The organism is Stenotrophomonas sp. YJH_SMC_94-11, from assembly GCF_059370435.1.
The window spans coordinates 1-14297 of sequence record NZ_JCAFTR010000011.1 but is presented as its reverse complement, the minus strand read 5'-3'; the positions used below and the strand labels follow the sequence as shown (position 1 = coordinate 14297).

At 67.7% G+C, this 14297-nt stretch carries 14 protein-coding genes; 5 read left to right on the top strand and 9 right to left on the bottom strand.

What is annotated here, in order from left to right; all coding sequences use genetic code 11:
- Positions 1-69 precede the first annotated feature (69 nt).
- Genes AC5P74_RS17430 through pdeM form a run of 4 tightly spaced genes read left to right on the top strand, consistent with a single transcriptional unit; the run spans position 70 to position 5759 of the window.
- Complete coding sequence (locus AC5P74_RS17430; protein ID WP_346607736.1) at positions 70-1068, top strand: ligase-associated DNA damage response exonuclease; 999 nt, start codon at positions 70-72, stop codon at positions 1066-1068.
- Positions 1065-2672, top strand: coding sequence for an ATP-dependent DNA ligase (locus AC5P74_RS17425; RefSeq protein ID WP_188248850.1), 1608 nt, complete (start codon positions 1065-1067; stop codon positions 2670-2672). Before AC5P74_RS17430 ends, AC5P74_RS17425 begins: the two co-directional genes overlap by 4 nt.
- Complete coding sequence (locus AC5P74_RS17420; RefSeq protein WP_346607735.1) at positions 2669-5128, top strand: ligase-associated DNA damage response DEXH box helicase; 2460 nt, start codon at positions 2669-2671, stop codon at positions 5126-5128. Before AC5P74_RS17425 ends, AC5P74_RS17420 begins: the two co-directional genes overlap by 4 nt.
- Positions 5118-5759, top strand: coding sequence for a ligase-associated DNA damage response endonuclease PdeM (gene pdeM / locus AC5P74_RS17415; protein ID WP_346607734.1), 642 nt, complete (start codon positions 5118-5120; stop codon positions 5757-5759). The genes AC5P74_RS17420 and pdeM overlap by 11 nt, the downstream gene beginning before the upstream one ends.
- A gap of 23 nt (positions 5760-5782) precedes the next feature.
- Here pdeM and AC5P74_RS17410 read toward each other — a convergent pair whose 3' ends face one another.
- The 9 genes from AC5P74_RS17410 to rlmD all read right to left on the bottom strand — a co-directional run bounded on the left by AC5P74_RS17410 (position 5783) and on the right by rlmD (position 13140).
- Positions 5783-6052: a hypothetical protein gene (locus AC5P74_RS17410; protein WP_053500349.1), complete on the bottom strand. Its 270-nt coding sequence runs from the start codon at positions 6050-6052 to the stop codon at positions 5783-5785.
- 180 nt (positions 6053-6232) lie between these two features.
- Positions 6233-7501 carry an FAD-dependent oxidoreductase gene (locus tag AC5P74_RS17405; protein ID WP_053500347.1) on the bottom strand — a complete coding sequence of 423 codons (1269 nt, stop codon included), beginning with the start codon at positions 7499-7501 and terminating at the stop codon, positions 6233-6235.
- A gap of 126 nt (positions 7502-7627) precedes the next feature.
- Entirely contained in the window at positions 7628-7834 is a 207-nt protein-coding gene (locus AC5P74_RS17400) for a cold-shock protein (RefSeq protein ID WP_005410590.1), read from the bottom strand.
- Between the two features lie 88 nt (positions 7835-7922).
- Positions 7923-8669, bottom strand: a complete 747-nt coding sequence (locus AC5P74_RS17395) for an S-methyl-5'-thioinosine phosphorylase (protein WP_346607733.1) — start codon at positions 8667-8669, stop codon at positions 7923-7925.
- An 81-nt stretch (positions 8670-8750) separates the two neighbouring features.
- Complete coding sequence (locus AC5P74_RS17390) at positions 8751-9305, bottom strand: hypoxanthine-guanine phosphoribosyltransferase (RefSeq protein WP_053500345.1); 555 nt, start codon at positions 9303-9305, stop codon at positions 8751-8753.
- Complete coding sequence (gene nagZ, locus AC5P74_RS17385) at positions 9305-10312, bottom strand: beta-N-acetylhexosaminidase (RefSeq protein ID WP_005418224.1); 1008 nt, start codon at positions 10310-10312, stop codon at positions 9305-9307. Before nagZ ends, AC5P74_RS17390 begins: the two co-directional genes overlap by 1 nt.
- Positions 10313-10476: 164 nt before the next feature.
- A complete protein-coding gene (locus AC5P74_RS17380; protein ID WP_346607732.1) occupies positions 10477-11172 on the bottom strand; it encodes a DsbA family oxidoreductase in 696 nt (231 codons plus the stop codon).
- A gap of 113 nt (positions 11173-11285) precedes the next feature.
- Positions 11286-11771 carry a CYTH domain-containing protein gene (locus tag AC5P74_RS17375; protein WP_005418226.1) on the bottom strand — a complete coding sequence of 162 codons (486 nt, stop codon included), beginning with the start codon at positions 11769-11771 and terminating at the stop codon, positions 11286-11288.
- A gap of 34 nt (positions 11772-11805) precedes the next feature.
- Positions 11806-13140 (bottom strand): 23S rRNA (uracil(1939)-C(5))-methyltransferase RlmD, encoded by a 1335-nt coding sequence (gene rlmD / locus AC5P74_RS17370; RefSeq protein ID WP_005418227.1) that lies wholly within the window; start codon positions 13138-13140, stop codon positions 11806-11808.
- Between the two features lie 127 nt (positions 13141-13267).
- Between rlmD and AC5P74_RS17365 the strand changes: the two genes are divergently transcribed.
- Positions 13268-13996: a response regulator gene (locus AC5P74_RS17365; protein ID WP_005418228.1), complete on the top strand. Its 729-nt coding sequence runs from the start codon at positions 13268-13270 to the stop codon at positions 13994-13996.
- The last annotated feature ends 301 nt before the right edge of the window (positions 13997-14297 follow it).

Genomic DNA, 14297 nt, shown 5'->3' with positions numbered 1-14297 from the left:
CATGACTTGCCAAGCCCGTGTTCAGGCCGGTTCTCACCGTCTGCACGAGCAGCAGGCCACAGTGATCGCATGGCAGCCAACGACGATCTGGTGGTGCTGCGCCCGGAAGGGCTGTACTGCGCCGCCGGCGATTTCCACATTGATCCCTGGCGACCGGTAGCGCGCGCGGTCATCACGCATGGCCACGGGGATCACGCCCGCCCGGGCATGGGCGAGTACCACTGCAGCGAAGGCAGCCTGCCGATCCTGCGCTGGCGCCTGGGCGATGTTCCGGTGCAGGCGCACGTCGAGGGCGTGCCGTTCCGCCTGGGCCGGGTACAGGTATCGCTGCATCCAGCCGGTCACGTCCTGGGATCTTCGCAGGTGCGCATCGACGACGGGCGGCAGGTCTGGGTCGCCTCCGGCGACTACAAGCGGGAGCCTGACCCAACCTGTGCGCCGTTCGAAGTGGTGCCCTGCGATACCTTCATCACCGAAGCCACCTTCGCCCTGCCGATCTACCGCTGGCCGGACACTTCGGCCGTCGCCGCCGAAATCGTGGCGTGGCGCCGCGAATGCGAACAACGCGGCGAGGCTGCGATCCTGCTGTGCTATGCGCTGGGCAAGGCACAGCGGGTGCTGGCAGAGCTGCGGCCACTGGACGATCGGCCGGCCTGGCTGCATGGCGCCATCGCCAATGGCGTGGCGGTGTACCGGCAGGCCGGCGTACCGATGCTGGAGACGCTCACCGTGGCCGAACAGGGCCGCCAGCCCGATGCCGCCGGCCAGTTGATCCTGGCTCCGCCCTCGGCTGCGGGCACGCCCTGGATGCGCCGCTTCGGCCGTCACCAGCTGGGCTTCGCCTCGGGCTGGATGCAACTGCGCGGCAACCGTCGCCGCCGCAACGTCGATCGAGGCTTCGTCATTTCCGACCACGCCGATTGGCCAGCACTGCTGCAGACGATCCAACAGACCGGCGCGCAGCGGGTGATCGCCACCCATGGCAATACCGATGCGTTGATTCCGTTCCTGCGCGAGCGCGGCGTGGCTGCCGAAGCCTTCCGTACCGATTTCGGGAGCGAGGAATGAAGTCCTTCGCAGCGCTCTACCAACGCCTGGACCGCAGCACTGCCACGCTGGACAAGCGCGCAGCGCTGGTCGACTACTTCCGCCAGGCAGGCGCACACGATGCGGCGTGGGCGCTGTACCTGCTCAGTGGTGGCAAGGTGGGCGGCGCGCGCAGGAAGATCGCCGCCAGTGGCGAACTGCGCGCGTGGATCGCCGAGCAATCAGGGTTGCCACCGTGGCTGGTGGAAGACAGCTATGCGCAGGTGGGTGACCTGGCCGAAACGCTGACCCTGCTGTTGGACGACCCACCACACCCCTCGCCTGACCGGCCCCTGGCCGAATGGATCGAACAGCACCTGCTGGCGGTCGCCAACCAACCCGAGGCGGTGCGTCGCGCGGCGATCGTCGCCGGCTGGCAGCAACTGTGCAGCGGCGAACGCCTGGTATTCAACAAGCTGCTGACCGGCGCCCTGCGCGTTGGCGTGTCGCAGCGACTGGTGCAGCAGGCACTGGCCGAGTGGTCCGGCCTGGACATCGCACGCATCGCCCAGCGCATGCTGGGCGAGTGGGTGCCCTCGCCCGGCGTTCTGGCCCAGCTGCTGTCGCCGGATGAATTGCCGCTGGACCGGCAGCAGCCCTATCCGTTCTTCCTGGCCTCGCCACTGGAGGGATCCCCTGCCGAACGACTCGGCCCGATCGATGACTGGCTGCTGGAATGGAAGTGGGATGGCATCCGCCTGCAGCTGCTGCGCCGGCGCGGCGAGGTCGCCTTGTGGTCACGCGGCGAAGAGCGGCTGGATGGCCGCTTCCCCGAGATCGAACAGGCAGCGATGGCGCTTCCCGATGGCTGCGTGCTGGACGGCGAGCTGCTGGCCTGGGACGAAGCCGCGGACCTGCCGCGTGCCTTCACTGCGCTGCAGACGCGCATCCAGCGCCGAAAACCCGGTGCGGCCACCCTGCGCAACACGCCGGTGCGGGTGCTCGCCTATGACCTGCTTGAACTCGATGGCGTAGACCTGCGCGAACGTCCGCTGCAGCAGCGGCGCGCGCGTCTCGCCGAGGTCGTCGGTGCACTGAGCGATGCACGGATCCAGCTCTCACCGGGCGTTGACGCCGACAACTGGCTCCAGGCGGCGGCAATGCGCGACGTGGCACGCGAACGCGGCGTGGAAGGACTGATGCTGAAACGGCATGCCTCGCCCTACCAGGCCGGACGCCGCCGCGGTGACTGGTGGAAATGGAAGGTCGATCCGCTCACCATCGATGCGGTGCTCCTGTACGCGCAGGCCGGCCATGGGCGGCGCAGCACGCTGTACACCGACTACACCTTCGGCGTCTGGGACGGCGACACGCTGGTACCGGTCGCCAAGGCCTATTCGGGCCTGGATGACAAGGAAATCCTCGCGCTTGATCGCTGGATCCGCGCCAACACCCGCGAGCGCTTCGGCCCGGTGCGCAGCGTTCGCGCCGAACACGTCTTCGAGCTGGGCTTCGAGGCGGTCAACCGCAGCAGCCGGCACAAGTCGGGCATCGCCGTGCGTTTTCCGCGCATCCTGCGCTGGCGCCACGACAAGCCCGCCAGCGAAGCCGATCAGTTGGCCACGCTGCAGGCGTTGGCACGATGAACCGCAGCCAGGCACTGCGCCGGCTGGAAGACTGGTTCGCGTCCAGAGGCTGGCGCTCACTGCCGTTCCAGCGCGCGATGTGGCGTCACTATCTCGCCGGCGAATCCGGGCTGCTGCATACACCCACAGGCAGCGGCAAGACACTGGCGATGTTCGGCGGGCCGCTGCTGCAGGCCATGATCGACCCGCCACCCTCCCCCCGCCGCGCCAGCGCGGTCCGCCCGCTGCAGGTGCTGTGGGTGACCCCCTTGCGCGCGTTGGCCAGCGACACCGCGCGCGCGCTGCAGACCGTGGTCGATGGGCTGGGGCTGGGTTGGCGTGTCGGCCTGCGCAGTGGTGACGCCAGCAACCGCGAGCGGCGCCAGGCGCGCGAGGGCCGCATCGACGTACTGGTGACCACGCCGGAATCACTGGCGCTGCTGCTGAGCTATCCGGATACGCTGCCGCGCATGCAGCGGCTGCGCTGCATGGTGGTGGACGAATGGCACGAACTGCTGGGCAACAAGCGCGGTGTGCTGCTGCAGTTGAACCTGGCAGTGTTGCGCCAGGCCGCGCCTGCATCGCAGCTGTGGGGACTGTCGGCCACGCTGGGCAATCTGGATGAGGCGCGCGATGTACTGCTGCCCGGGCAACCGGATGCACCGATCGTGCAGGGCGTACGCCCTCGCGCAGTGAGCGTGCGCAGCGTGCTGCCGGACCCTGGCGAACATTTCCCCTGGGCCGGGCATCTGGGCCTGGCGCAGCTGCCACGCGTGCTGGATGCACTGATGCAGGCACGCAGCAGCCTGCTGTTCACCAATACGCGCGCGCAAGCTGAATTGTGGCATCAGGCGCTGGCTGCAGTCTGGCCGGAAGAACCGGACACGCTTGCGCTGCACCACGGCTCGCTGGACCCGGTGCTGCGCCAGCAGGTGGAGGATGGCCTGCGCGCGGGCGCGCTGCGCTGCGTGGTTGCCACCTCCAGCCTCGACCTCGGCGTCGACTTCCCCGAGGTTGAGCAGGTACTGCAGCTGGGCAGCCCGAAGGGCGTGGCGCGACTGCGCCAGCGCGCCGGACGCGCACGGCACCGCCCGGGTGCCAGCGGTTCCATCCTGTGCGTGCCCAGCCATGCGCTGGAACTGGCCGAGTACGCCGCCGTGCGCCGTGCGTTGGCCGGGAACGTGGTCGAAGCGCGCAGGCCGCCGACGCTGCCGCTGGATGTGCTGGCCCAGCATGCGGTCAGCCGCGCCCTGGCGGGCGGCTTCGACAGCGCCGACCTGCTGGCGCAGGTGCGGCGTACCCATGCCTTCGCGTCGCTCGGCGACGACCAGTGGCAGGCCGTGCTCACATTCGTCGTGCAGGGTGGCCAAGCGCTGGCCCAGTACCCCGATTTCCACAAGGTCGTGCGTGATGCCGATGGGTGGTACCGCATGCACGACCGTCGCCAGGCGCTGCGTCATCGGCTGTCGATCGGCACCATCAGCAGCGATGGCAGCGTGCGCGTGCAGTTCCTGCGCGGCGGCAGCCTGGGCGCCGTGGAGGAACAGTTCGCCAGCCGCCTGCGCCGTGGCGACCGCTTCCAGTTCGCCGGGCGCCTGCTGGAGCTGGTGCAGCTGCGCGACATGACTGCCTTCGTCCGGTTGGCACGAGGACGCGGTGAGGGGATCGTGCCGCGCTGGCAGGGCGGCCAGTTGCCGCTGTCGATGCCGCTGGGCCGCGAGCTGGAGTGGGTACTGTCCGGTGCTGACGACAGCGCCGAGTCACGCTGGCTGTCACCCCTGCTGGCACTGCAGCAGCGGTTGTCGGCGCTTCCCGGCCCAACCCATCTGCTGGTGGAGGATGTGCGTCGTCGCGAAGGCCAGTTCCTGTTCGTCTATCCCTTTGCCGGCCGCCACGTGCATGAGGCGCTGGCCGCCCTGCTGGCGCTGCGCTGTACCCGCCGGCAGCGCAACAGCATCGGCTATGCGGTGAACGATCACGGCCTGGTGCTGGCACCGGCACAGGCCATCGATCTGGATGCGGCGCAATGGCGGGCGCTGTTCTCCACCGATCAGCTGCTGGATGATCTGCGTGCTGCGGTGAACCTGGGCGAGCTGGCGCGTCGCCAGTTCCGCGGCATCGCACGCGTCGCCGGCCTGCTGGTCCCCAGCCTGCCCGGTGGCATGCCACGGGCACTGCGCCAGCTGCAGGCATCCGCGGGACTGCTCTACGACGTACTGCGCGAGCACGACCCGGATCACCTGCTGCTGGCGCTGGCGGAACAGGAAGTGCTGAATGACAGCCTCGACATGCCAGGGCTGCAACAGGTACTGGCCAGGATTCGGATGCAGACCCTCTCGGTGCAGCGCCCGGCGTCACTCACGCCGTTGGGTTTCCCGCTGTGGGCCGAACGCCTGCGCGGGCAGTTCAGCAACGAAGACTGGCGTACCCGGGTGCAACGCGCGGCCCAGCAGCTGGAGCGTCGGCATGGCCGATGAACTGCCGCTGCTGCGCGCAGGCGAGTCGCTGGTTCTGCTTGGCGCGCGTGCACTGTACTGGCCCGCGCGGCAGGCACTGCTGCTCGCCGACCTGCACCTGGGCAAGGCCGATGTATTCCGCCGCGCAGGCATCGCGCTGCCCAGCGGCGGTACCGGCAAGGACCTGCAACGCCTGCAGGGGCTGCTGGACAGGCATGCCTGCCGCGAGCTGTGGATCCTGGGCGACATCCTGCATGGCCCGGCGCATCGCGCTGCGTGGTACCAGCAATGGTTGGCATGGCGCGAACGCAATGCCGCACTGGACGTGCATGTCCTGCGCGGAAATCATGACCGGCAGCTGCCGCATGCCGAGCTGCAGGTGCAGATACACGACGAGGTACGGTTGCCACCGTTCCTGCTTCGGCATGAGCCGGTGCCCGATGCGGAGCTGCATGTGATCGCCGGGCATCTGCACCCACAGATCGCTTTGCCTGCGTTGCGACGGCGCTTCCCCGCATTCTGGCTGCGTGACAGGATGACGCTCGTGCCGGCCTTCTCCGCGTTCACCGCCGGAATCGTTCCTGTTCCCGCTGCCGGCGAGCAGATGGTCGCCTGCGTGGACAACGGCCTGGTGGTGCTGCCCCTGGCTTGAAGTGGTGCTGCCCCTGGCTTGAATCAGGCCGGACGGATATCCAGCTGCGGCATCAGCTGGAACTCAGGCGTGTCCTCTTCCCGGCGCCGCGGCAGGGCCTGGATCGCCGCCAGCATCTCCTGCGCGCAGGTGCGGATGCGCGTGTGGTGCTCCGGCGACGCATGACTGATCAGGCTGCCGACATGGAACTCGAACACGTCCTCCAGTACGTCGGGCTGGTCCTCGTGCAGCATCTGCAACAGACCGCGCAGCTTGCAGATTTCCGATTCCAGCTCCTCGACCGCGAACAACATGGCACCCTCCTCTTCGACAACAGGCGGCACATCCGGGCCGCAACAGGCGGCGACGGCAGCGCCTCCCGGGCCACGCGCGATGTTGATCACGGAAAGGAAAACGGGCGACGCGCAATCGCGTGCAACCTACTTCTCGCATATGCGCAGTGAGGCAACCGTTAATTCACGTGACGACGCGTTTCACGCAGTGGCCGTGATCGCGTTGATGCGAGGCACCTGCGCCGCAGTGGCCAGCGCGTCGACGAAAGCCGGATCCAACGCGAGCGAACCGAACCAGCCATGCTGGGTACCGCTGAGCACACGCAGCATGTGACCACGCCCACCCGGCAGGCGCCCCATCGGGCCGAGCAGTACGTCGCGCGCTTTGGCCCAGGCATCGCGATCGGACTGGAACAGCGGCGTCAGCCAACGGCTCCAGCGCTGGTAGACCGCAACGTGCGCCCTGCGCTGCGCCTGGTAGGCCTGCAATGCCGCGGCACCGCCACCATGCGCGCGCAAGGCATCGCGCAGCGCCAGCGCATCGAGCAGCGCCATGTTCACGCCCTGGCCCAGCTGTGGGCTCATCGCATGCGCGGCATCGCCGGCCAGCACCATGCGGCCGTGATACCAGCGCGTCATCACCGCGTCGCGGTAGACGGCCCGTGCCAGCTGGCCGGCGTCACGCAGATGCGCGAAGCGTGCACTGGCCTGCGGCCACAGCGCATGCAGTTCGTCCAGCCAGGGCGTCATGCCGTCGGCCTGCCAACGTTCGAAATCGTCGCGTGGCAGGCTCCAGAAAAAGCTCAGGCGCGGCGTGTCATCACCGGGCCGCGTACCGACCGGCAACAGCCCGATCATCTTGCGTGCGGCCACGTAGCGCTGCCGCAGCTCCTGCAGGTGTGGCCAGTCTTCGGCTGGCAACAGGCACCACAGCGCACCCCACGGATACACGCGATCCAATCCGTTACCGTCTTTGAGCGTGCCGCGCAGCGTCGAGGCCGCACCATCGGCGGCCACCACGAGGTCGAACGCACCGTGCAGGCGCCCTTCGCTGTCACGCAGGCGGCCCTGCTCGGCATCCACTGCAGCGATGCTGACGCCGGCATGCAGCTGGCCCGCACCAGCACGCGCATCATCCAGCAACGAAAACAGGGCGCCGCGCTGCATGCCAAGGCCGTGCAGGCGCGCGTCCAGGCCGGCGTAGCGCATGTCCATCACTGCGCGTTCGCACGGCGTATCGCCGTACAGGCGATGCACCGGCGCGGCATGCGCGCGCACGGCGTCAAGCAGGCCCATCTGCCACAGCACCTGCAGGCCGCTGGGCTGCAGCAGGAAACCGGCGCCAACCGGTCCCGGCGTGGGCACACGTTCGAAGATCTCCACCTCGTGGCCATCACGGGAGAGCAGGATGGACAATGCCTGTCCAGCGGTGCCGTAGCCGATCACGGCGATGCGCAGTCGTTCCTTCATGGGCGCATTGTGCCCGAGCGCAAATCCGGATGCCCAGCGGGGCCTCCGCCCACGGCAGCGCAATTCTTGTCGCAGCGCAAAAAAAAACCCCGCCGGAGCGGGGTTTTCAACGCACTGTCGAGTGGATCACTCGGCCGGCGTGATGTTCGAAGCCTGGGCGCCCTTCGGGCCCTGGGTCACGTCATAGGTGACACGCTGGCCTTCCTGCAGGCTGCGGAAGCCCTTGGAGTTGATGGCGGAGAAGTGCGCGAACACGTCGGCGCTGCCATCCTCCGGCGAGATGAAGCCAAATCCCTTGGCGTCGTTGAACCACTTGACGGTACCGTTCGGCATGGTGATGCGAGACCTTATGCAATGAATGGGTGGTGTACGCTGAACCCGCGCACAAGCTGAGTATGCAAAGCTTGCTCGGGGAAGACAATCACCCCCGCGCCAATTCGCCCACCAGTTCCGGAAGTCCGTTGCTGGCCGCCTGCACATTGGCCAGCACTTCGGCCATCGTAATCTCCTCGCCATCACCGCAGCCGGCGGCCCAGTTGGCGATGATCGCCAGGCAGGCATAATCCAGCCCCAGCTCCCGCGCCAGTGCGGCTTCCGGCATGCCGGTCATGCCCACCAGATCGCAACCGTCGCGGCGCATGCGGGCGATTTCGGCGATGGTTTCCAGGCGCGGGCCCTGCGTTGCGCCATAGCAGCCACCGTCATGGACCGTGACACCGGTCACTTTGGCTGCCGCCAGGATCTTGCTGCGCAGCATCGGCGTGTACGGATGGCCGAAATCGACGTGGACGACGTCGGAGCCTTCTTCTTCACAGATCGTGCTGATGCGGCCCCAGGTGTAGTCGATGATCTGGTCCGGGCAGGCGAGCACGCGCGGACCGAAGTTCTCGTTGATGCCACCCACCGTGTTCAATGCCAGCACCCGCTGCGCGCCCAGCTGCTGCAGCGCAGCCAGGTTGGCGCGGTAGTTGATCTTGTGCGGCGGCAGCGAATGCCCCTCGCCATGCCGCGCCAGGAACGCCACGCGATGGCCGAGCAGCGTGCCCACGCGCACCGGGCCCGATGGGCGGCCGAAGCGGGTGTCGACCTCGTGGGTCTGCACGTCGTCAAGCTTGGCCAGGTTGTAGACACCGGTACCGCCGATCACGGCCAGGGCGATCTGTTGCATTAGAAGCACTCCATGAAAAGACGAACGCCGGCACCCGAGGATGCCGGCGATGGAAAAAACGCGCCGCGGGCGGCCGCGCCGTTATTCCTTCATTGCGTAGATGGCCGGCACGCAGCGCAGGGTCTCGTTGACGTCCATGCCGAAGCCGAACACGTAGCGGTCCGGCAGCTCGATGCCCGCGTAGTCGGCGGTCACATCGGGCAGCGCACGGTCGTGCTTCTTCACGGTCATCGCAGCGATGCGCACATCGGTCGCGCCCTGTTCCAGGCACCAGGTGCGAACGCCCTGCAGGGTGTAGCCCTCGTCGAGGATGTCGTCGACCAGCAGCACGCGGCGGCCGAACAGCGAGGTGGCCGGCTTGTGCTTCCAGACCAGGTCGCCGCCGGTGGTTTCACCGCGGTAACGGGTAGCGTGCAGGTAATCGAACTGCACGTCCTGGCCGCGCGCGCCCAGTTCCAGCGCCAGCTGGCCGGCGAACGGCAGCGCACCATGCATGATCGACAGGAACAACGGCACCTCGCCCTCGTAATCGCGCGCGATGGCGTCGGCGATAGCAGCGATGGCCTTGTCGATGGTGGGGCGGTCGACCAGCAGGTCAGCCTGGGCCAGGGCCTGGGAAATGGTGAGGTTGGGCATCAGACGGTTCTTCCAAGGGTTTCAAGCAGACGGGATTGGGTGTCGCCATGGCGGGCATCGGCCAGCAGGCCGTCCCAGCCGAGCGCGCCGCGGCCGAGCAGGCCCAGCAGCGCAGCAGTATTGAGAGAGCGTCCCTGCACCGCATGCAGGGCTTCATCGACCAGTTCCGGATGGCAGACCAGCACCACGTCGCAACCGGCGTCCAGGTGCGCGTGCACGCGTGCCGGCACGCCGCCGGCGCTGTGCGAGGCGGCCATGCCGATGTCATCGGAGAACACCACGCCGCGGAAGCCGAGTTCGCCGCGCAGGACGTCCTGGATCCAGCGTGGGGAATAGCCGGCGGGCTCCGCTGCCACCTGCGGATAGATCACGTGCGCCATCATCACCGCATCGGCACCGGCGGCGATGCCGGCCTGGAACGGCACCAGGTCCTGCGCGCGCAGCTCGTCCAGCGCACGCGGGTCGATCGCGGTATCGACGTGGGTGTCTTCCAGCACGGTGCCGTGACCAGGAAAATGCTTGAGCGTGGCGGCCATGCCGACCGCGTGCATGCCGCGCACATAGGCTGCAGTGAACGCGGCCACGACCTGCGGGTCTTCACTGAAGGCGCGGTTGCCGATGGCGCGGTTGCCGCGGCCAAGGTCGACCACCGGGGCGAAGCTGAGATCCAGGCCGCTGGCGCGGACTTCACTGGCCATCAGCCAGGCATGCTGCTCGGCCAGCGCCAGGGCCCGCTGCGGGTCGGTGGCGTACAGGGCACCAATGTCCTGCAGCGGCGGAAGATCGCTGTAACCCTCGCGGAAGCGCTGCACACGGCCGCCTTCCTGGTCCACGCAGATCAGCTGCGGGCGCGGGGCAGCGGCACGGATGGCCGCGCTCAGATCGGTCACCTGCTGGCGCGAGGCGAAGTTGCGCTTGAACAGCACTACTCCGGCCACGGCGTCGTGCTGCAGCCAGTCACGTTCCTGGGCGGTCAGTTCGGTGCCGGCAACGCCGATCAGCAGCATGGTCGATCTCCACAGCGCGCGCCCGCATGGCGCAGTGCCGCATTGTCGCAGAACCGGCCGACAGGCGCAGTGGTCAGAAAAAGGGGACGGAGGGGATTAAGGCGCAATCGGCCCCAAGGGGCTGGATACGTCTTAATCCCCTCCGTCCCCTTTTGAGGAGCCGGTCAGACCTTGCAGCTGTCCGGGCCGCAGGCCTCGTCGCCGTCAGCCGGGGTAGCCGGGGCGCCCTGTTCTGCCGCGATCTGCCGCAGGGCCTGGGCGAACGCCTCGGGTGGCTGCGCCCCGGAAATCGCCCACTTCCCATCGATCACGAAGGTCGGCACCGACGAAATGCCCAGTGCATGGGCCTGCGCCAGCTTGGCTTCGACCTCGGCCAGGCCGCGGTCGGAGGCCAGCATCTGCGCGACTTCACCACCGTCCAGGCCGCCCGCCACGCCGGCCTTCACCAGTACAGCGTTGTCGGCCAGGTTCTGGCCATGTTCGAAGTGGGCGCGGAACAGCGCTTCACCCACCGCATCCTGCACGCCATGCTGGCCGGCCAGCCACAACACCCGATGCGCCGGCAGTGTGGTCACCCGCACCTGGCCCTGGTTGAAATCCATCGACAGCCCCTCCGCGCGCGCGGTGGTCTGGGTCTGGCCGAGGATCTGCTCGGTGCGCTCGACGCCCCCGAACTTGCGCGCATAGGCCTCGCGCAGCGGCACCGGGGTGTCGTCCGCATCCGGGTCCAGCTGGAACGGCTGCCAGTGGATATCGAGTTCAGGCGCATTGGCGCCCAGCAACTGCACGCCCTGCTGGAAACGATGCTTGCCGATCCAGCACCAGGGGCAGACCACGTCGGAGTAGATGTCGATTCTCATGTCCACGACATGGGGACCGCCTTCCTCGATAAAAGGGGACGGAGGGGATTAAGTCGCTTTCCGCACGGGCGGGGTAAAGACGACTTAATCCCCTCCGTCCCCTTTTTGGGGGTTCACCACTGTGAATACGGGCGGCTGGCCAGGGCAACGTTGTAGTAGCGGGCGTCATCGGTCACTTCGGCGCCGACCCAGTCCGGCAGGTCGATGGCCTGATCGGCGCTTTCCAGTTCGACTTCGGCCACCACCAGACCGGCGTTGTCACCGAGGAATTCGTCCACTTCCCAGGTCAGGCCGGCGTGTTCGACCAGATGGCGGCGCTTGTCGATCAGGCCGCCGACACACAGCCCCAGCAGTGCGCGCGCGTCCTCCACCGGGATCGGGTAGTCGAACTCCTGCCGGGTATGGCCGAGGGTGCGCGACTTCAGGTTCAGCGCGGCGTGGTCGCCTTCGATGCGTACGCGCACCGAGGCGTTCTGGGTGCCGCGGTCGAGCGCGCCCATGTCGTTGATGTAGCCCTGCGCCATCGGGATCACCCGATGCGCGGCGGTGCGCCAGCCATCGCTGCTGACCAGGAATTTGCGTTCGATTTCGATGCCCATGGCGCAATTATGCGCCACGGGTGATGACAGCTGCTCAGCGCTTTTCGAATACCGCGATGCTTTCCACGTGCGCGGTGTGCGGGAACATGTCCATGGCACCGGCGCTGACCAGGGTGAAGCCCTGTTCGTTGACCAGATAGCCGGCATCGCGCGCCAGCGAGCCCGGGTGGCAGCTGACGTAGACGATGCGCTTGAACTGCTTCAGCGGCAGCTGCTGCAGCACTTCGATCGCGCCCGAGCGCGGCGGATCCAGCAGCAGCTTGTCGAAGCCCTGGCGCATCCACGTCGTGCTGCGCTGGTCCTGGGTCAGGTCGGCGCTGAAGAACTGCGCGTTCGCCAGGCCGTTGCGCTCCGCGTTCTCACGCGCACGCGCGACGAGGCCGGCATCGCCTTCCACACCCACCACTTCACGCACACGGCGGGCCAACGGCAGGGTGAAGTTGCCCAGGCCGCAGAACAGGTCCAGCACGCGCTCGTCCTCACCCGGCTGCAGCAGGTCCAGGGCGTGGGCGATCATCTTCTCGTTGAGCTTGGCATTGACCTGGATGAAATCCAGCGGGCGGAACGCCAGCTCGACATCCCACGGCGCCAGCCGGAACGACAGCGCCACGCCCTGCCCGTCCAGCGGCTGCACGGTGTCCACGCCACCGGACTGCAGGTAGATCACGAAGCCATGCTGCTGGCCGAAGGCGGCCCAGGCCGCGCGGTCGGCATCGCTGAGTGGCTGCAGGTGGCGCACGGTCAGGACCACGGCCTGGTCACCGGCGATGAATTCGATCTGAGGGATGTCACGCTTGCCATCGAGCGTTTCGATGAAGGTGGACAACGCCTCGACCTTGGTGCCGATCTCCGGAATCACGGTCAGGCACTGGCTGAGGTCGGCGACGAAACGCGGATCCTGTTCACGGAAGCCAACCAGGGTCTTGTCCTTCTTCTCGACCCGGCGCACCGAGAAGCGGCCCTTGCGGCGGTAGCCCCAGCTCTCGCCGACCAGCGGCGCAAGTACGGTGCCCGGCTTCACATGGCCAATCCGCTCCAGGTTATCCATCAGCACGCGCTGCTTGGCGACGATCTGCTGGTCTTCGTCCAGGTGCTGCAGCACGCAGCCGGCGCAGGTACCGAAATGGGGGCACTTGGGGATCACCCGCTGCGGCGAGGCCTGCAGCACCTCCAGCGTGCGCGCCTCGTCGAAATGGCGGCTGCGGGCAGTCTGTTCAGCCATCACCACCTCACCGGGCAGGGCGCCGCTGACGAAGGTGACCTTGCCGCCCTCGCCTTCACGGCGGGCGACACCGCGACCATCATGGCTGAGGTCGAGGATCTCGGTCTGGAACGGGGTACGGTCGGTGCGGGAGCGGGATCGGGCCACGTGGCAACAGGCTGCGGGCAAAAATGGGGGCGTATTGTCGCAGATCCTGACCGATGGGGCCCGGACCCGCTTGCGCCCGTGGCCGCCGTGCTTGATGATTGGGACAGCTGACATGGAGGCAGCCCTGATGCAGATGACCCCGCGGGCCGCACGGCCCCGCTTCCTGCTTGTCGAGGACGACATCATCAGCCGCGGTTTTTTCAAGGCGGCGTTGGAAACGTTACCGGCGGATGTGGACACCGCAGATTCACTGGCCAGTGCCCTGGCCAGTGCCGAGCCCGGCTCGCATGACCTGTGGCTGATCGACGTCAACCTGCCGGACGGCAATGGCGCGCAGCTGTTGCGTGAGTTGCGCCGTTCACATCCCGACACGCCGGCGCTGGCACATACCGCCGACGGCGATGCCTCCATTCACGCCCGCCTGCGCGAAGCTGGTTTCAGCGACACCCTGGTCAAGCCACTGGGCCGCGACCAGCTGCTGAAGGCCGTGCGCCGAGCGCTGGTCAACAGCCCGGCGGGGATCTTCGTGGCACAGGCCCCGGCCGCGGTCGAACTGGCCGTACAGGACTGGGACGAGACCGCAGCCCTGGCAGCGCTCAATGGCCAGCGCAACCACCTGATCGCACTGCGCGAACTGTTCCTGGCCGAGTTGCCGGGCGTGCGCGACGCGGTCGAGCAGGCGGTCGACCAGCACGACGAGCGCCAGTTGCGCAGCCAGTTGCACCGATTGCAGGCCAGCTGTGGCTTCGTGGGGGCGGCACGGTTGGGACGGGCGGTGCGCCAGCTGCATCATGCGCCCGAGTCCGGGCAGGCCCAGGCGGGGTTCCGCGACGCGGTGGCTGCCCTGCTGCACTGAGGGTTGCTCGGCAGGGCTGCGCCCTGCACCCGCAGATGCTTCAAGCCAAGGTAACAGCAAAAGCAAAAGCTGGCATCCCGTGGGTTGGCGGGGCGGTATCGGAGTGCGGGGACGCCGTAAACCCGTCCATGGGGGCTTGGCAGCCGCATCCATGCGGCTGACTGATCTGGCCCCCCGTCAGCGGACGCCAAGAAGCGATACTTTGATCGCACTTGGAGGTCCCTTATGTCCCGTATCACCCGTCGTAGCTACACCGATGAGTTCAAGCACCAAGCCGTGGAGTTGGCCGAGTCGCTCGGGC